The organism is Allokutzneria sp. A3M-2-11 16, from assembly GCF_024213555.1.
GTDB lineage: Bacteria > Actinomycetota > Actinomycetes > Mycobacteriales > Pseudonocardiaceae > Allokutzneria.
The window spans coordinates 200,003-219,839 of record NZ_JANAVO010000007.1; the positions used below are offsets into that span (position 1 = coordinate 200,003).

Consider the following 19,837-nt stretch of genomic DNA (forward strand, 5'->3'; position numbering starts at 1 on the left):
GGCGCGATGCCGTGAGGGAAGGGTAGGGGGCAGTTCGCACGGCGCAATCCTTCCCTACACCTTCCAGGCTCGCCCGCTCAGGGGACAACTTGCCTTGTGGCCGACGTATTGCACTCTTTATCGAACACCTATTCGATAAAGAGTGCAATACGTCGGCCGGTGGTGTTCACAGTGGACGATGGATCGTGCCTGTCAGCGCGTTCGATGTGGCCAGGCCGCGAGCACTCGGGACTCCAGTTCGTATCTGCCCTCAGCGTCGATGTCGAACAACTGCAACGCGATCAGGCAATCGAGGGTGGTTTCTGGTTCCTCCAGCACTTCTTCGACAGTTTCCAGCAGATCTGAGCGCGAGATCGGGCCGAGGTCAGCCAGCACGACCACCACCTCGAATGCCCGGAGGAGGGATTCCTCCGCGGTCAGCCCGACCGCGTCGACCAGGGCCGCTGCCCCTTCTGGCTGCGCCAACCGCTCTGCTACCCGCCGAAGGGCTTCCTGTTCGTCCCTGCCGGTGGACACCAGCATCGCCGCTTCCTCGACCAGCATCGGCCACCCTCCGGTGACCTCAAGCAGTTTCTCGAAGCGCTCCTCGTGCGAGAAGTGACCACTCGACAACGTCCACACCCGCAGCGATGACCTGTCGTACCTACGCAGCAGCACCACGCCCACGGACGTCGCACCCTTGGCAGGAGCGGCGCCGAGAACCGCACGCCAGACGCTGAACTGGTCCGGTCCGGCGATGATGACGGCGGAGCGTGTCACGCCGGGCACTGTCGGCACCCGCTCGACGGCGGCGGCGAGGGCCTCCAGGCACGCCTCGTCGTTCGGCGCGGGCACCACGAGGTCGTCGATGATCACCCGTCGTTCCCCGGGCTTTCCCGCGATCAGCTCTTCCTCGAAGTGGCGACGCATCGAGATGGACGGCACCGTGAACAGACCTCCCTCGCCGGTCGCCTTCCTGATCCCGGTCGCGGCCATCTGGATCCCGGTCGCCGACGTTCCCAGGACAACGCGGACCTGGTTCGTGTGCACGCCCACCAGGTCGTTGACCTGACTGGCTGTCAACGGGGACCAGCGACCGTCCGCAAGCTCCAGGCGCTGCTCCAACGCGGTGAATTCCTCCGGGAGCAGGGAGGTCTCGGCGCCGACCAGCTGCGTCTCCACGTCCTTGCGGGAACCGATCATCGACAGCACGTTCGGGCTGCGCAGGTGCCAGCCCCTGCCGTCGTTGTTCGGGGCCAGCACACCCAGGCCGACCATCTCCTGCAAGTACGCCCGGAAACCCTCGATGTCCAGTGTGGTGAACCCGGCCGGCCACCAGCCGAGGCATTCCTCGCGCACCTGCACGTCCGTCAGCCTCGCGTCCAGGCCGCTCTCGTGCGCGTTGTGCGCCAACACATTCGCGATGACGTTGTACCGCGGGTCTAGGTGCAACGTGTCGCGGAAGGCCGCGTTGATGTCGGCCTTCAGGTCAGCGTTGGCCTCAACGCTCTCGACGTCCGCACGGGTGATGTTGAACGGCGGGCCCTCACCAAGGGGTTCGACCGTCGCGCGTTTCACGTGCATCGCCTCGACCAGCCTGTTGCCGAACATTTGCAGCAGGAACGGCTGGTACGAGCAATAGCCAAGGACGCGGTTGACGAAGTCGGGTTCCGCGAAGTCGAATCCGAGTGCCTGCAACGGACGCGTCAGGAGATCCGAGGCGAACTGGGGGCGCAGCGGGCCGATCACCGTCGGGCGCTGCGCCAGGTGGCTGAAAGGACCGTTCGGCGAACTCTTCGTGTAGCGCTGGACGGAGTGCAGTCCGGCGAAAACGACCTTCACTTTGCTGTTGGCGGACTCGCCGAGGTGTTTGAGTCGGGTCGTCTCGGAGAACCGGGGAGCGTCGGCCTCGAAGAACCGGTCACACTCGTCCAGCAGGATCAGCAGACGGCGCTGCGGGTTGGTCTTCGTCCACTCCAACAGACCCGAACGAACCTGCTCGTACGGTGCCACCGACTTCCGGCCTCGTGGACGCGTGATGACCTCGCGCTCGATCAGGTCCCGCGCCAACGCGCTCCAGATGGCGTCTGACCCGATCGCCGAATCAGGCGCGATGCCGACCGTGTCCAGGCTCAGGTAGATCGCGACGTGCTCGTGTCGTTTCTGGTGCTCGAAACGCGCTGCGGCGTTGCGTAGCAGCGCGCTCTTGCCGAGCCCACGCCCGCCGAAGATCAACTGCGTGCCGTCCGGGTCGAGCAGGCTCTTCCGCTCCGCGTCACGGCCGTAGAACATCTCCTCCGCGACCAGTCCGCGCTTCTGCCTGAGGTACGGGTTCACGTTGGAGAAGGGCAACAGCACGCTCATCGTCGCGTCCATCTGCCCATTGCCCTGTGCCGCGAGGTAGGCGAGCGCGGAGTCATCTAGCACCAGAACGGGAGCCGCGCTGCGCACCGCCCGCCTAGCGAGTTCTTGCCGCGTCTGCGTGCTCATCGTCCCGAAGTACGCGATCAACAGACATTCCTCGGAGTGGTCCTGGTCAGCGAAACCCATGAGCTGTTCCGCGCCGTGCTGCCCCCATGCGAGCAACACCCGGAGTCGCTTGTTGAGCTTCTTCTCGCTGAACGCCGGCACCAGGGCGCTGCCATGGACCTTGATGTCGCACACGTCCACGAAACGTCGGTTCGGCCCGTGCGGCACCTCGGTGACCCGCTCAATCCTGCGGCACTCGATCCCGATGACCCTGAGAGCCGGTAGCAACAGCTGCCGCTCGTTGATGCGGTTCCATCGTCCTTCCGGCGGCGTCGTGCTCATCTGGAGCCAGCCGGACAACGCCTCTGCCGTGGTCGCGGCAACATCCGAGCTGAGTTTCGAGAAGTTCAGGACCTCGCACCCCTGCACCTGGCGGCTGCCGCGGATCACGGCGATGAGTTCGGGAGTGAGCCCTCGCGGCAACGCATCCGGAACCGTCGGGAAGTAGCGCACCAGGTCCTTGCGCTTGGGCACTTTCGGCACCGGGACACCGATTTCGAGGAAATAGGTGAGCTCCTCCGCGGTGGAGAGCTGGCCAGTGTTGATCAGCCGGGTGACTCGCTCGATCGTCGCCTCATCGACATTGGGCAGATCCGCGAGGCGTTGTTGAAGGCGCAGACCGGCTTCGGTGCGGTAGCGCACCTGTGTTTCGGCGACGCGCGCCAACTTGGTGCGCACGGTCCCCAGGTCTTGCCCGATGGGCGCGGCGTCGTTGAGAAGGCCGGTGAGTTCGCCGTCCTGCTCGTCGGTGATCTCGGCGTTCAACCGCGCTTGACGAAGCTCGATGGTCAGTTGTGCGTGCCGCGCGGTCAGTTCGTTACGACTGGCGCGCTCCGCCACGTCGAGCTCTGCCTCCGACACCGCCAGTGGCGTATCGCCTCTGTCCGCGTTCGAGATCCCGCCTCCTTGCACGGCATCGAGCACGAATCGCGCCGCGGCGTAGTTCTCCGCTTCGATCTGCGCACCAATGGCCTCGTTCCAGTCCCGCTCCGCCGCGACGACGAGTTCGGCCGAGGTGGTGTTCTCCGGCGCGGTGACCTTGCTCAGGGACAGGTCGATGCTTGCGCCGGGAACCTTCAGCAGCTCGCCAGTCAACACGAATTCCGGAGCAGGCTCACGCGCCAGAAGAGCCCGCTTCCCCTCCAGCACCGAGAACGTCGTTGTGAGAGAACCGATCGCGGCACGGGCTGCAGCGGCGACCAACCGGTCGCTGTGCTGAGCCTGTTTCGTCAGCGCCTCAACAACCTCGGGCCTGCTGGTCAACAGCGCTTCCCGCATGGCGGTGACCTCGCCGGTGCTCCACGTGTCCCGGCGATTCGCTCTGGTCAGGGAAAGGACCGTCTCGGTCCACTCGGCCAATGGCCGCAACGCCTCCTGCACGAGGTTGAGCAGCGCCTGCCGTCCCGCACCTTCAACGGGTTTGCCGCCGGACCCGCGCAGCTTGCGGTCGAGCAGGTCGAGTTCACCGGTCACAGCGGAACTGTCGCTCAAGGTCACCAGCGCGGTGCTGACCTCGTTGACCGCGCTCTGGTTGTTGGTGGCGACCAGGGTCAGCGGGCGGCCAAGCATTCCATCAACGGCCAGCCAGGTCTTCGCGATGTCCGTCGCTCGTTTGAAGCGCAACGACCGATGGCGCCCGAGCACCTGCGCCGCCTTGTCGGTCACGTCCCGAAGGACGCGTTCGGACTCGTTGACGTCCGCGAGCACCGTCAACACCGGTGACCCAACGAGCGCGCCCTGAAGCGCGCGCTTGCCGACCTGCTCAGCCAGGCCAGCGAGATTGGGTTCGACCCGGTTCGAGAGCTCCCCGAGCAGCGCTCCGGTGTTCGGGTCACCAGTGACGAACGCGGCGCGCACGAGGGCAGGAATGGCGAGCAGCACACTCGCCAAGTCGCCAACAACCTCGTCCATGTTGACCGTGCTCAGCTCACGTCGGAGAACAACGGCGCAAGCGCTCTTCTCGCTGTGCACCACATCCGCCAGCGCGGCCACACGCAGGACAGACCGCTTGGCGACGGGCCACCCGTCTGCGGTGATCAGCAGCGCCGCCATCCCGAACCGCTGCGCCGCGACCAGATCCGCGACAGTCGCTACGAGGCGGCTGTGTTCCAGGACCGTCTCGCTCAGCACTGGGCGTTCGAGTTCCGGGCGCTCAACGGGAACTGGAGCGCTCGCGGCAATCGTCTCCGCGGGTGCGGTGTCCGTCTCCTCCCGCCCCGTCGCCGCGACGGACTCCTCGGACCGCCGAGGACCGGACAGCTCATCCACAATGGACTGATCAGGAGTTGAACGATCGGCATCGGCCTCCGAAACCGCATCGGTTCCGTCGGTGTTCAGAACCAGCAGCGATGCTTGGACGGCGAGCGCGGCGAACTCCGGCTTGGCGGTCGTGAACAGTTGGATCGCTTCCATCCTGGTCTGCACGTCAACCGTGGGTTCCGCCAGCGACACGAGCGTGCCCAGCACCGTCGCCGACATCCTGTCCGCATCGCCCCACTCCCTCAACTCCAGGAGAGTTATGGCCTCGGCGCGTACCGAGGCCAACTGCGCCAGCAACACGTTGTTATCGGCAACGGTCAAGGAGCACAACAAGGTCAGCGACGCTCTCACGTCACCGTCCCGTGAAGCGGCGGCGATCAGGTTGACGGCCTCACGAACCGCAGCCGAACTCTCCTCCGCGATCTCCGCACCGGCCTCACCCAGCGCGTTGATGACGAGGTCGAAGGAGGACCTCGCGGACACCAACACGGTCAGGTCGTCCCGAGCGGGAGGGCATGACGCCGCCAGCGACTCCGCCACACGGCGGGCCGCTGTCAGGGCCTCAGCGAACGCCCCGTCGAGTGCTTCGCACGCCGCCCGCAGGTCAACCGTGGTGGACTTCTCCCTTTCAGATTCCACACTCGTGTCAGGCAAAGGCACAACGCTTTCCTCGGCGTGCGCGGCTTCGTTCACCTCTCGCGGCGGCTGATCATCCACAGTGGACTTCCCCTTGCTGCCCTTGCTCCGTGCACTGAGTTTCGGCTGGAAGCGGTAAGCAGCGGACTCGCGAACAACCCGCTCCGCGGCCCGGTGGACAGCAGCACAGGGACCGGCTTCCCCGCTCGCGCTGAACCATGGCCGGTCCGCCGCCCAGTGCCACAATCGAGCATCCTGGATCGTTGCTTTGCCGGTGGCCCACAGGGTCAAGCGCAGCAGCGTCGGTCCCCATATCTCCTCCGGGCCCCGCTCTGGGGCGCTCAGGTCACCGCCGAGCTGGTCCGCGAAGACCCACAGCGCGAGATCGCGACGGACCACGCTGGTCAGAGCCAGCGAAGCATGCCGCGCGGTGTGACCGGTCGCTCGATGCAACCGGGCAACGACGTCCTGACACAAGGGCAGTGCGATCCGTCTCGGAAGGATCGTCATCCCCAGCGGGCGCAGCACGTCCCCTCGCCTGCCAACAGGAATGACCTTGAGAGCGCGCCGCACGTCCTGCTCCGTGAGGTCCGCGACGACCGTCGGCAGCTCGGGACGGGCCGCGGTCAACGCGACGGACAGCTCCACCAGCGCGCTGTTCAGTTCTGGGTTGTCAGCACGCTCCTGCGGGGGCACGGCGAGTACCGAGTCCATGATCGCGGTCTGCCCGCAGTGGCACGACTGTCGCGAACGGTGGTGGGCCATCAGTCCTCCGTCGTGAAGTGATTGGTTGCTTCAAGCGCACGTCGGGGACGTCGCCGAAAATCGGAGACGAAAGTGCTGTCCGCCGGTAGTTCTGCGTCAACGACGCCGCGTTGTGCGCACTCGGCCCGGTAGAGCTCTCGCGCCTTCGCCGTAGGCCGCTTGCCGAGATGACCGATGCGGCGCAGATGGCCGGTGACGGGGTGCTCGCGAACGAACCGCGAGTCCAGGTGCGGCAACGCCGGTTCTCGACTAGGTCCGCTCCCCCTCGGCACGATCGAGGGCTGGTAGACCAGGACGGGAACGGTGGAAAAACCAGCTACCGCGGGAAAACGAAGGCCGCCGTTCGCGTCGACGCTCGCGATGTCTTCCCGGAGGTCCTGGGAAGCAATGAGCTTCGTGACAACGTCGTCGAGAGAAACCTCGACCGCACCCTCCGCCCCGTACACGGAGCGACTGAGCTGGGAACGCCCCAGCACGGTCCGGCCGTCGCTGTGCACCTTTCCGTTCCTGCGCACGGCCCGAAGCACTCGCTGCGGCAAAGTGAGCACCCCCACCGACCGAGAATCCCTTTTACCCCAACGAGGTTCCCCGGGAGCGGCGTCCCTAGCCAAGATCCACGCCGCGTACCTGTGCTCGATCGTCTGCCCGTCAACGGAAACCGGCACCTCAAGCAGCGTTGAGCACACCCGGACCAAGGTCCCGTCCTTGGTCCACGAGCAGGTCAGAACCATTCCCGGGAAGAACTCCAACGGCCAGTCGATCGAGGTGATCTCTCGTCGCGGACCGTGCAGCTCCGCCCGCACGTTCTGTCCGGCTTCCTGCGGATCGAGCTGGTAACCCTCGTGTTTGCTCAGCAGACGAAGACCGACTCCCGCGAGCCGCGAAGCGACCATGGCGTCAGCGATGCGATCGGGTAGTGGCAACCGTCCTTCGAGCAGGTGCACCAGCCTCAGCGGTTGCGACCACGACAGCTGGCTGTCAGTGACCTCCCAATCAGCGGGTGCCATGTTCTCGTCCTCAGTGACATCTGTCGGTTCGGACAACCACTCAAGTGCACGTTCCTCTTGGAGAACAACGGCTTCCGGAAGCCCAGCCAGCGTTTCCAGCCATCCCCTGCCGAGCGGCTCGGTGACGTCCACGCGCGCGAAAGCGCTCCCAGGCCGTTCGGCGCGCCACACACCGCCGCCCTGCCACTCATCGTCGAGTCGCAAGTGGACATCACCGGCCAACAGCTTCGTTTCCTGGTCGACCTCACGATGGGTGTAGTCGCTCAGAACGGTGTTGGCGTGGCACACCGCCAGCGCGTAGTCGAGGCCGGTCAGTCGACTCTCCGCGCCCTGCACACCGCGCAGCTGCGGGCCGACCGCCGTGTACGACACACACCGCTCCGCGCTCCGGCGCCGATGACTCGACGGGATCGGACTGCGGGCCAGTTGGGAAGCGATGTCGGTCATGTCACCACCACCGAGCACGCCTGAATCGTTGAGACGTGCGCACATCGACGCTCGGGTGAAGGCGTAGCCACGCCACATGCGAACGTCCTCTAAATGTTCCAGCGCCGCGCGGATCGTGCGCAACAACCCGTGAATCGCACCTTCCCACTGAGCACTGTCGGCGTTGCCTTCGAGCACGTCCTCCATCGGCATGGGGGCGGCGGAACTCATGATCTGCGGCTCAACCCGGGTGAGCAGGTATCGCGCGTAGAACGACATGTCGTCGAGGTCCGCATCAGCGCGAGTGGGATAACGCGATTGCCGAACGAGGTGACCGTCCCCGCGGAACCCACGACCGAGCCGCCGCAACCGGTGCAGTTTCTCGCCACTGAGCGAGAAGCCTGATCCGAACGCATCACTGTCGACCACAAGTCGCTCGGACAACAGGGGATCTGCCTCATCGTCGACGCGCCCTGGGCCAACAGCGCCGAGCGGCGCACCGGACAACCACGGGTGCACCTCGCCGTCATCACCGAGTGTGGGATGTGCGCCTTCCTTGTAGACCACCTCCGCGTAGACGTGCTCTGCCCCAGCGTCAACCCGCACCATCGCCCCTACCGGCAGGGCGTCGATCACGTCGGTCGGCGGCACGACCGGGAAAGCGAACGGATCAACCGGACCCCCGACATAGCTCCGCTGCGCCAGGTCGAACCCGAAGAACGCCGCGTTGAAGGCGACGTTGACGTGGACCGGCGCGGTCCGCGTCGCCACCAGCGCGGAGAGGTACGCCAGCAGCCTTTCCTGGTCGCGCGCCTCGGCCTTGTCGAAACCGAACACCATCGGAGGTGTCAACAACGCCACATCGATGTACGGCTTCCACACACCGTTTTCGGTCATACCGTCTCCTCTCCGTTCGAACGTCGCGGTTGCTCAGGCGTGCTCGCCCGCAGCGCAAGGGTCGTTTGCTGGCCTGCGCTTGCCACGTCCCGCCAACGCTTTCCGTCCGCGACCACACGACCGGCGGCGACGAGCCGAGTGAGCGAGCTGTCGATTTCCTTGCTGCGTACAGCGGGATTGGCGCCGAAGTAACGGCTGGTGGTGAGCTTGACCCGAATCGGAACTCGTCGGCGGGTGTACGGATTGAAGTACGAGTCCTCACCGCGCAGGGCCCGGTACAACTCACTGGCACGGATGCCGTTGAACATCAACCAGACCAGCTGTGAGACCTGTTTGTCGAGAAGTCGCTTCCGCTGCACCGAATCACCTCCCGCTCCGGTGGGTCTTGGCTTCGGTGTCCGGAACGCATCGACGATTCCCGGCATGCTCTCCCCCAGCGGCCAGTCGCCCGCGTTCCAGCACCCAGAGCATCTGTTGCCGGCATGAGAACAACACCCTGCGGGGAGGTCGACTCCGAAGTAGTCGGCGAGCCTCTGGTTCGCGCATGTCCCGTCGTTCCCGAAAAACTCCTCCAGCAGATGGACTTCCTGGGCGACGCGATACGCCTTGGCCAACATGTGATCGACGAAGTCGTGAGGAAGCTCGATGTCTTCGACTCGCACTCCGGTCACCAGTCGGCGAGACGGGGCGGCTGAGACATCAAGAAGCCCCCGATCGTGCAGGTCGGCCAACAGCTGCCAAGTGCCAGCCGCGTCCTCGCAGAGCGTCCGGTACTCCGGCACCACCTTGGCGAGTTGGTTGTCCAGTCGAACAACATCCAGTCGCTCACGACGGAGGCCGTTTGCCCGCTCGGCGCGAACCGGCAAGGCAAGAACCGCCGCGATAACGGCGTCCTCGGTGCTCACGGCATCGACCTGGCCGCGTTGGATCCTGACGCCGTGCAGTTCACCGGCCTTCACAGTGCACAGCGGCGGAAAATCCCCGAGGTCCGCCACCAGGCCCCGCTCCGAGAGCACCGCGAACGCCCGCATCACGGTGCTCTGGTAGTTCTCGCTGGTACGGCTCCTCCTCGCCTCGTCAGCGGTCAGCAAGTCCGACTTGAGGTCTTCGCCGATGAGCCCGTCAGCGACAGCGACGGCGTCGAGCACCCCGTCGCACGCCAGCACCGCGCGTCCCATTCTTTCGAGCAGCGGTTCCGGGATGCTGCTGGTCGTCATGAACCGGATCGTCCGCAAACCCCGATTGGTCATCAGCGCGAGTCCGATGTTCACGGGCGCGGAGGTGTCAGCACCCGTCGCCGCTCCCGCCCCGTCACGACCCGCACGCCCGATTTGTTGGTACAGGGCCGCAAGATCGGTCGGAGCTGACACACAGAACACGGTTCGAACGTCGGGCCTGTTCACTCCCAGGCCGAAGGCGCTCGTAGCGACGATGACCAGGGGCACGAACCCCTCGTCGTCCTTTCGAGGCGCTTCCCGGAACTCGGTCATCACCGAGGACTTCTCGACCTCGGTGAGCCTGCCGTGGAATCGACGCACCCGCACGCCGCCATCCCCGAGGTAGTCGCGCAGGTGCGCGTGCAGGGCGACGACCTCCTTCACCGTGAGGCAGTAGAAGATCGCGTGGTCGCTCACCGCGTCCAGCACGACTTCGGCCAGTCCGGCGGAGATCGACGGCCCAGCGTTCTTGATGCTCCTGCGGTGGATCGCCAACTCCGGGCGCAACGGGTTCTCCCGCACGGTGTGCAGCGCACCGATCGCCGCCTCGGCCACCTCGCCGGAGGCCCCGCCGGGCGCTTCGGGTTCGACGCCGAACACACCGGAACGCAGTCCTGAGCACACTGTGCGGTTCGCGGTCGCCGTGAGCGCGGTGACCGGCAAGTCGAAGTCCCGGCGCAGCTCGGCGAGAAAGTGCTCGACCCGGCTCACCGCAGGACGAAAATCGTCCCACTGCACGAACGTGTGCGCCTCGTCCAGCACGATCCGGGTGACGATCCCGTTCTCGACAGCTCCTCGGACCAACTCCCGAAACCGACGCTGGCACAAGCGTTCCGGTGACACGTAGACCATGCGAATCCCGTGGTCGGTACGCCCCAGGAGTTGCTCGGCGACCTCGGTCTTTCCCGCCCGCGAGTTCGATTCCCGAAGCGGCGCGACCAGTGCGCGCACCGCTCCGCCGATGCTGCGGTTGAGTTCGAGGGCCTGGTCGTGCATTAGAGCGATGAGTGGCGACACCACCACGGTCACGCCGGGCAACACCAGCGCGGGCAGCTGGAAGCAGAAGCTCTTGCCGAAACCGGTGGGAAGAAGTCCAAGGACATTCTGTCCGCGAGCCACCGCGGCGATGACACTGCGCTGCGCCGGTTTGAGTTCCGTGGGTTCTTGGGACAGGCGGAGCAATCCGCCGATCTTCGCTGCACGGCACAACACCACTTCTTCGAGGGTGCCGGCATCACGGTGCCGGCGGACTTCGTCGGCAGTCAGCTCCAGTTTCCTGATCTCGCGCGTCTCCGGCAGCAGAGTCTGTTCCTCCAACGCTTCCGGAGAACTCAGCTCCGCCGCCCGTTCCTCGCTGAGCACACCTTCGGCAGCTAGGAACGCCCATATCCTCGACCAGCCTTCGGCCATGGTGACCACGTTGCCGCCAGCCGGCTCCCCGGTGATCGGATCGGCTCGCAGCAACCCACCGTCGAGGGACTCCAGGAAGGTCCTGCGGTACATCCGCCGCAGGGTCGCCTGACCGGCCAGCTTCCGGTCGCTGATCACCACCACGCCGCGATGTTCTTTCGATCGGACGAGCCGTCCAACCGCCTGCCGCAACTGCAATGCGGCCAGCGGGAGGTAATAGGTCTCGGTCGCCACCGCCTCCGGATCATCCGCCCTGGCGGCTTCGGCCCGGGCGGCAACGGCGGCGCGCCGGGTCTCGATGACGGGGGCCGCGAAGGGCGCGAAGGGAAGTTTGTTGATCCAGACCAACCGCAGTCGTCGGTGGTCCGCGACGTCAACGCCCTGCCACAGCCCTTTTGTGCCAACAAGAATCCCGCCACCATGCTCGTCATCGGTGAACTGGTCCACCGCACGCGGGTTTCCCAGCACCAGCGCGGAGACGACCGTGGTCTGGTCACCGCGACGACGCAGCTCCGTTGCGAGGTGATCGGCGATTCCACCCGCGGTCGAACGCGCGGTGGTGAGCACCAACGCACCACCGTCGAAGCCCCCTCGGCGCTCCTCGGCGTCATCGTTGAAGGAGACCTCACTGATGACCTCGCGCGAGTACCCGGCCAGCTGGTGAGCGACCGTGCGCATCGCCCCTTCTGATTGCTCGGCCCAGGAAGGAAAGTCTGACAAGCAGATCAGTTCAGCCTGCTTGTCCAGGTCGAACGGCGTCTCCAGTTCAAGCGCGCGAATGCCCGCCGGCAGACCGAGCCGGTCTTTGATGAACTGCCACCGTCCAGCGACGCGCAGCGTGGCGCTGACGTAGTAAGTCCTCGCGAAGGTGGTGAGGAACCGCTGCCAGGTGGCGTCAGCGAAAAGCTCGACAGGGCTGCTGGCGATCCGGAACCTGTAGCGGCGCAACCCGGCACTGAGCACTCCGAGCTCTTCCGCGTACACCACCCGGTTCGAGGTGTCCGGCAGCACCACCATCGACATCGACGCGGTCGGATCATCGTCCAGCTCGTCCGTTTCCTCGTCGGACTCACCGTCGTCCACGTCAGTCGTGTAGTGCAGTTCCAAGCTCGGACCGTCATCCTCGACGTCGTCCTGATCCTCGACGCCCGAGTCGGCTACCCCTTCTGGGGCAACGACATCGTGGACCGGAACTGGGCCGACTGTATTCTCGATGTCGGCGACGACGCTCCCGGCGGACTCCGAGACCTCCGTGCACCGTGCGCGCAGAGCGGTGGCGCGTTCGTGTTCGAAGAAGTCCAGAACCGACTCGTGGGAAGCGACATACCCACCCAGCGCGCGGGAAACCGCGTTGCAGTGACCGCCCAATCGCCGCAGGAGCGACGACAGTTGCCGCACCTGCTCCGCTCCGGCGCTTCCCGAGTATGAGCTCGCCAGCGTCACAGTTCGCGAGCCCACCACCACACCCGCGCCGGTGCCCTTGGAGTCAAAGGCCCTACCGGCAATGCGGGGAAGCTGCTCGTGCTCAAGCAGGTACCGCACGTGTTTCAGAGCCTTCGCCACCGCGTCGCTCGCGGGGCTTCTCTGGGCGTTCTCACACCAGATTCCCAGTTCCTCCACCAGGTTCTCAACAGCGCGATAGTCCACTGTGGTCGTCAGCGCTGAGGTGGCCGCGTCTTCGAGCTGGTGCGCTTCGTCGATCACCAACAACGTGTCCCCGCCCAGCGATCCGAGATCGTCCAGGTGCGCCAGCAGCAGGGCGTGGTTCGCCAGCAGCAGCCGGTGGGAGGAGAGAGCTTCCCGAACCGAGTCGGTGTGATCGGCGATGGCCGCTGACGCCTTCGCCGGGTACTCGCCGTTGCTGGCCTGGGAAAGGGAGTCCAGCCACACTGGCAGCGCGGGGTCGCTGTAGGTGAGGAAGAACGGCGGCAGGTCGACAGGGTCGACAGACCTCGCGCGCCAGGACGAGGGGATGTTGTCGGTCTCGATGAGACGCAGGAGCAGGAACACCGCGAGCTCACGAAACGCGGGGCGGGCGAGGAATCGGCCCCCCGAGCTGGCGCGCGGGTGGCCGTGCAGCGATGGGGCAGCGGTGGCGTCGGCGAGGGTCATCGCCAACGACCGCAACGAAAGCCGGTTCGTCTGCCCCTTGACCACGTCACAGGATGCGAGAAGCCCCGGGATGGCACCATCGAGCCGAGCGACGTCCTTGGCGAGCTGTGCCTGGAGCTGCTTGGTGAACGTCGTGATGACCGCGGTCCGCTGTGGCGCGCCAGCCAGCCAGTCCAGCGCTGCCGCCAGAATCGCGAAGCTCTTGCCGGTGCCGGTCGGCGCCTCGATCAACGCGGGAGTACCGGCCTGTGCCAACTCGTGCAGCTCTGTCGCCATGCGCTCCTGCGCGGCTCGACGGTCAGCTGGCACACCCCTGGCGGCTGTCGCGAGCGCGGCTGGATCAACGCGCCGATCCGCACCTCGGAGCTCGTCGCCCACAACAAGACCGGACCGATGGGTGCGCGGGCCGTGGGCGGTTCGACGAAGCGTGTGCGTGCCAAGGTGCGCCGCCAGAACGTCGGCGACATCAGCATGACCGTGCGGCCGAGATTCGCCCAGCATCACCCCGTCTGGCCTGCCCGCGGCAGCCAAGCGGCGAAGCAGTCCCCACGCATCGGAATCCGGGCACACAGACGCGACCAAGTCCATGATGCCGCTCGGCCACTGCCGCACCTTCTCAGCGGCGCAATGCAGGAGCCGAGCGAGAAGCACGGCGTCATCCACGGCGTCGTGCCAGTTGAGTCCTTCGCGATCAATCCCGACTTGAGCAGCCAAGGGAGCAAGCCGGTGCGTCGAGGCTCGGGGCCACAGCGCGTGCGCAAGATAGAGGGCGTCCACATGTGCGAGGTCCGGCGCCTGCAATTCTTCTCGCTGATAAGCGGCAGTGAGCAGTGGCAGGTCGGACTCGTGCCCGTTGTAGCTGACCATCAGGTCCGCGCCGGCGCAGTAGTCGCGAAGTTCCCGCAGTGCTGCAACGGGTTCTATCGCCTCACGAGCGTGGCGGCGACGTACTTCCTGGGAGCGGATCTCCCATGCTTCGTCGGGCAGGGCGAGGAACCTGCCGAAGGTCGGCTGAGCGGCAACCCAGTCGGGATCCGTGCCGATGCGAACCGCGCCGATCTGGAACACGCGCCTGTCGGTGTAGGGCTCGACAGTTGTGGTCCGAACCACCGCTTCCAGGTCGATGACGACGGCGCGAGCTGTCTGACTCCGTTGGTCGCCGCATTCCCGTCCAACAGCGTTGTGGTCATCGGGAGAGTCGCCGCCCGCACGGGCGAGAACCGACAGCACGCCGTCCGTCTCAGTCAGAACGCCGGCGGCACAGGCATCGAGAACGAGCCTCTCTACGAGCCTCTGGTGCACCGGGAGGCCACGTTGACGCGCGAGGTCACCGAGCTGGGCCCGGGTCAACCCCGACTCGAACTCACCGACCAGCTCGACGACGCGCTGGAGCCGCACCGGCAGCTGGTGCATCGGATCCTCACGTGAAGAACGCTCCACCACTATCTTCTCCCCACACCGAGAACAGTGACGAAAAAAGCCAACACCGGCCGAACATGGCAACGATTAGGCCACTGTGACAGCACATCGCGGACTGCTCAGATCGCGTTACTCACTATCTTCCGCGTCTCCATGCCGTTACCAAAATGTCGATACGACCGCAATCAGCGCCAAGGACGACAACAAAACCTCTCTAGAGAAAACGCGTCGCCTCCCGCAGCGGTGCGGACTCACCACCAAGACCCTGACACCGGAAGCGCTGCGGCCCAATGCCCCGACACGCCGAAGTACCTAGGCACATACCCCCATCGGACCGCGCCTCGGGAACCACCCCGGACAGAACGCGACAACCCGATCGGACCAGTCACCCCGAAGAACAAGCGGCTACAGAAAGCACTTTTCTCTTCAGAGTCACAGCAGCTCAAGGACTCGGATTCCAGTCGAAGGCGGGCGAACTCCTCAAAATGGAGGAATCGTGAACGGGACGGGAAATTCTCTTTCTGACACGTCCAGCACAGCCAGAGGTACCCGATTACGCGCGCCGCACCAACCCTTATCGCGTCCTCATCGCAATACACGGAAGGATGATTGAGGTGATCTCACCAGCAGTGGTGGGCGGCGGAGCCTCCACCCCGCCATGTTCCGCAGTGCGGAGGCACGCGTGACCCTCCGTGCCGAAAAGGTGAGCAAGCAGCGCTCCCTGACCCAGTCGGAGCGGCTGCAAGGGGAGCTGAACGCGGCGTTGTTCAGCTGGATGCCAATTCCGGGGGTGCTCGTGCGGGCGCGCGGTCACTGCACGTCGATCCGGACGGACGTGCAGATGCTCACCGTTGTCGAGGCGCGGGAAGAAGCGAACCGTCGTCGCGCGGCGTTGTCCTGGCACGTGGAACAACGCCTCCGCGAGGAGGAGCGCGCACGGTCGCTGCTGCTCGATCCGCTCAGTGCCACCGCCTCGTGGTTCATCAACAACCAGGACAGTCCGGAACAGGCCGTGGTGATCACCCAGCACTTCCAGCAACTACGGGACATCTTGTCCCCTAAGGAAGAGCCCGAGTCGCCGGAGACGCTCGTGGACCAACTCCTCACGACGGCGGACGACGCCGTTCGTGAGCGCTTGGTGCTGTTGTTGGGCAATGCCTTCTCCAGTTTCGGCAGAGAGGACTTGAAGGTTCGACTGTCCTCTCTGACTGGAGGGTGACGCTCAGCCGCGCCGAATTCCGTGCCGCATCGCCCCGCGCGGTGCGGCACGGATCTGAGCAGTGACCAACTGGATATCTGGGCCGAGGCGCACGGTGCCTTGCCAGCGTTCGAGCTCAGTGGTAGCGCCGCGTCCAACCGCTTCCGTGCCGCCTCACGCGAGACATGCGCCTTCGCGGTGCCCTGCTGCGAGCGACCAGGGCCTTCACCGTCTGGTCCCGGTTCTCCGGATCGAACAACCGTCCAATCCACCAGTTCAACGTCGTCAGGACGGGCGAACCCGGAACGAGTTCAGGCCGCCGTACGCCAGCTCGGAGTCGGACTCGATCCCAGCCCCGCGGACCACCCGCATGCCCTCGGCTTCGGCGATCGACACAGCGAAGTCGAGAAGGGCCGATTTCCCGATTCCCGCTGCGCCCCGCAGCGCCAGCACGCCGCTGCGCGCGTCGCCCGCATTTGTCAGCAGGCGTTGAATCCGCGCTAGCTCGACGTCCCTTCCCACCAGCGACATGCGATCACCCTAGATGGGGGGCGAACTCGGCCCCTGCGCCAGGTTCAGGATGAACCCGGCAACCTCCCGCCAGACGTCAGCCAGGCGAGCACCATTCGCATCAGGGGTTCCCACCCAGCGAGACGCGGCGATCTCCTCAGTACATTCAGCTCGGTCCGGGCGCTGCGGCCAGGACGCACCTCGGTGGCAGGGGAAGCCCGCTCGCCGACTCGCTCAAGCAACCGGCGGTGTTCTCAACCCGCAGGCTGCCGTCCAGTCGGACGTTCGGCGAGGATCTCCCTAGTCCCGGAACCGTCCATCAACAGGACGGAGGGAACCAGGTCACCGCTCGTGTCGGGCGAGGCGAGGACCCAGCCCTTGATCTCCTCGGCCCAGCCCGAGTTCGCGCCCGCCACACAAATGTGGTCCGGGCTGATCAACCCAACGACCAACTCGTCTTCACCGACCTGCGCGGCGGCCTCCTCGTGGAAGTCGTCCATCACAACCGCGGACGCGGCACACAGGTTGTCCTCGCCGCGCTCCAGGGTGACCAGGCGTCCCTTCTTCTCGTCCGCGTGCACCGCGAAGCGAAGCCCGTCCAAGAGGTTGCCACTCGCTTCCGCGGCCAGTTCCTCGAGTTCGTCCGCACTCATCTCCGCGAGCCGGTTCCGCAGGAGGTGGGACATGCCGACCCGGCCAGTGTCCGAGATGACCACCTTGGCGAACCCCATGTGCAGTCGGTCGCCCGCCACCGGGAAGGACGCGTAGATCTTCAACGGACCGTCGTAGGTGTGGAGGATGGGCAGCCATTCCCCCTCCGCTTCGGCCTTCGCGGCCGTCTGAACGCCGCGCTCCAGATGGGCCCGCGCGAAGACCTGGGCCGCCGTTGCGAGGGCGGCACTCCAATCACCGCCCCGGGGACGGTCGAACACGTGGGTGAACTCCGCGCCACGGAAGGTCCCTGCCAGGAAGACCCGGTCCACTCCTGAGGGCTGCCAGGTGCAGTGCACCCGGGTGATCTCGGAGGCCGGAACCTGCCGCTCCTCCTGCACCTGGCGCCAGGCCTGCCGAACGGCATCCTCCGCCTGGGCGGGCGCGGCCCCCTGCAAGAGATCGTCATCATCGCCGTTCACTTGGAAGACGACGACGTTCATGTCCGCACCCATGTCCATGACAGGTGACCTTACGTTGCGCCTACCCGACTTCACGGTCCACACGCGACAGACCGCCGAAACGGGTTGGTGGACCTGCGAACAGGCGGGAACTCCTACGGTCAAACACCTTTCAGAACGCGATCAAGTGCCGCCCGACCCGCGGGTCCCCAGTGAGGCTTGCCGCCGGGAAGACCGCGATCTCCGTTCTGCCCCATGAGCATCAGGAAGAGGCTCTTCATAGCGGCCAGCCCGCGGGCGCGCCGGATCGCCGCCTCATCTGCCCGCGCGTAGATGTCGAAGAACCTCGAGGCCGTGCCCGCGGGTAGCACCACCCACGCGGCGGCGAGGTCCCACGCTGGATCGCCGACGAACATGTCACCGAAGTCGACGATGCCCGAGAGCGTTCCGTCCGAGACGACGACGTTCGCGGGATGGAGGTCGCCGTGCACCCACACCGGCGGGCCCTCCCACGCCTGGGCCGCAACGGCGTCGTCCCAGACGGCCCGGACGTCGGCAGCGATGTCGTCGGGGGTAACGGCCCGGAAGAAGTTCTCGAAGCCGCCCGTGCAGTTCCTGGGATGGGCACCGCGATCCGTAGCGATCCGCGCCTCGGCGGGCGCCTCCACATGGAGAGCGCGGAGGAAACCCGCCAGCGTGTCGGCCGCGTGGGCGCCACGGCTGATCGAGCCGTGGTCGAGCGGCTCGCCGGGAACCCACGTCATCACGGTCCAGTGCTTGGGGAAGCGCTCGGACGGTTCGCCGAACCGCACCGGGGTGGGCACCGGGAGCGGCAGGAGCGGGGCCAGCACAGGTAGCCATCGCCGTTCCTTGAGCTGGAGCTCCGGCGTGGCGTCCATGCGCTGCATTCGCACGGCCAACTCGTCCCCGAGACGCCACATCTGGTTGCCCCAGCCGCCCGCCACCTCACGGATGGCCAGCCCCGCAAGGTCTGGATGTTGTTCCCGCAACAGGTCGCGGACCAGGTCCGCGGTGATCTCGAGCTCGGTCATCCGAAGTCACGGTACTGGCGCGGGAGTTCGACCGTGCGATCCGCCACGGGTACCGTCGTCAGCCACCACCGCTGCTGTCGCCGGACGAAGCCCCGGTGATGGCTCGCGTCTGCTGTCCGATGATCTCCCGCAGCGGTATGTCGTCGTAGTTGCTGAGGACGACGCCGACCCACCCGGTGTTCGGGTAGATGCTCCAGTGGGTGGAGCTGCCGGGGTGGACGCCGCTGCGCGCCAGCTCCCACTTCCCGTTGACGATGTGGGCTGTCGGTCCATAGGTGCTGAACCCGGGGGAACCTCGGAAGTTGGGGGCCTTGACCGAGGTGAACACGTCGGCCCAGGCCGGGTCGAGCACGGTGCCGTCGTACAACGCTTCCGCGAACCGGACCAGATCCGGCGCGGTGATGAACCCGCCGTCCGGGACGAAGTTGCGAGCGTTGTTCTGGTCCGGCATGTCCGGGCTCGGGCTGCCCTTGTCCAGGTTGCGGACGGCGTCCGCCCGGCTGCCGTCGGCCTGTTTCATGTACGAGTGCGCGATGTGTTCCTCGGCCAGCCACTGCGGCCTGGTGTAGTACGCCGAGCCGGTCATGCCGCAGCGTCCGAAGACGTTCTCGTGCACGTAGTCCCAGAACGTCATGCCGGTGACCGCCTCGACGATCTGCACGGTGACATCCGCGCCCCAGCCGGGCTTGTTCGAACCTGCGCCGGGGGCGGCCACCAGCTTCGCCTGTCGGGTGTGCCGCTGGTAGTACTCGCGCTGCTCGTCCTCGCTGTGGAAGACGCGTTGGTAGTCGTGCTCCGGGAAGGACAGCCCGGAGGTGCCGATGAGCAGGTGGTGGATGCGCACCTGCTCAGCGATCTCCTTGGCGAAACCGGTCAGGTAGGTGCCCACCGTGTCCCACAGCTTCACCTTGCCCTGCTGCGCCAGCTGCACGATGGACAGGCTGATGAACGGCCCGCCGTAGAGGTTGAACGCGACACCGTCGTGGTTGCGGATCCTCTTCTCCTTGTCGGCCATGCCAAAGCTGCGCGACAGCACCGTCCGGCCGCGATGCGACAGCAGGACCACGCCGGAGAACTTGTCCTGCGCGGCCAGGTTCGCCACGAACCGGTCGTAGGCGCCGCCGGGCCGGGTGTCCGGCGGGATGTCGGCGTCAGCCGGTGCCGGGGCGGCGTGACCGAGTCCGGCGCCCACCAGCGGCCCGGCCGCCACGCTGGCGGCCGCCGCCCCGCCCCAGCCGAGCAGCCGCCGCCGGTCGATACCACGTGCCGAACCCGAATTCATGATCATGATCCCTTCCCGGTCAGCCGA

Annotated in this window: 8 protein-coding genes; 1 reads left to right on the forward strand and 7 read right to left on the reverse strand. The window is 66.1% G+C overall.

Going from position 1 to position 19,837, the window contains the following annotated elements:
- Positions 1 to 192 precede the first annotated feature (192 nt).
- From NLX83_RS29775 to NLX83_RS42065, 3 genes are read right to left on the reverse strand one after another with little or no spacing between them, the layout of a single operon-like run.
- The gene (locus tag NLX83_RS29775) at positions 193 to 6,168 is read right to left on the reverse strand and encodes an ATP-binding protein (RefSeq protein ID WP_254238532.1); all 5,976 of its coding nucleotides are present in this window, start codon (positions 6,166 to 6,168) and stop codon (positions 193 to 195) included.
- On the reverse strand, positions 6,168 to 8,498 hold the full coding sequence (locus tag NLX83_RS29780; protein WP_254238533.1) for a hypothetical protein: 2,331 nt from the start codon (positions 8,496 to 8,498) through the stop codon (positions 6,168 to 6,170). The genes NLX83_RS29775 and NLX83_RS29780 overlap by 1 nt, the downstream gene beginning before the upstream one ends.
- Positions 8,495 to 14,680: a DEAD/DEAH box helicase gene (locus NLX83_RS42065; protein WP_254238534.1), complete on the reverse strand. Its 6,186-nt coding sequence runs from the start codon at positions 14,678 to 14,680 to the stop codon at positions 8,495 to 8,497. Before NLX83_RS42065 ends, NLX83_RS29780 begins: the two co-directional genes overlap by 4 nt.
- 658 nt (positions 14,681 to 15,338) lie before the next feature.
- Between NLX83_RS42065 and NLX83_RS29790 the strand changes: the two genes are divergently transcribed.
- Positions 15,339 to 15,875 (forward strand): hypothetical protein, encoded by a 537-nt coding sequence (locus NLX83_RS29790; protein ID WP_254238535.1) that lies wholly within the window; start codon positions 15,339 to 15,341, stop codon positions 15,873 to 15,875.
- A 264-nt stretch (positions 15,876 to 16,139) separates the two neighbouring features.
- Here the strand turns inward: NLX83_RS29790 and NLX83_RS29795 are convergent, their stop codons facing one another.
- From NLX83_RS29795 to NLX83_RS29810, 4 genes are all read right to left on the reverse strand, one after another.
- Entirely contained in the window at positions 16,140 to 16,385 is a 246-nt protein-coding gene (locus NLX83_RS29795) for an AAA family ATPase (RefSeq protein ID WP_254238536.1), read from the reverse strand.
- A 233-nt stretch (positions 16,386 to 16,618) separates the two neighbouring features.
- Positions 16,619 to 17,536 (reverse strand): hypothetical protein, encoded by a 918-nt coding sequence (locus NLX83_RS29800; RefSeq protein WP_254238537.1) that lies wholly within the window; start codon positions 17,534 to 17,536, stop codon positions 16,619 to 16,621.
- 101 nt (positions 17,537 to 17,637) lie between these two features.
- Complete coding sequence (locus NLX83_RS29805; protein ID WP_254238538.1) at positions 17,638 to 18,528, reverse strand: phosphotransferase; 891 nt, start codon at positions 18,526 to 18,528, stop codon at positions 17,638 to 17,640.
- A 58-nt stretch (positions 18,529 to 18,586) separates the two neighbouring features.
- Positions 18,587 to 19,816, reverse strand: coding sequence for a serine hydrolase domain-containing protein (locus tag NLX83_RS29810; protein WP_254238539.1), 1,230 nt, complete (start codon positions 19,814 to 19,816; stop codon positions 18,587 to 18,589).
- Between the last annotated feature and the right edge of the window lie 21 nt (positions 19,817 to 19,837).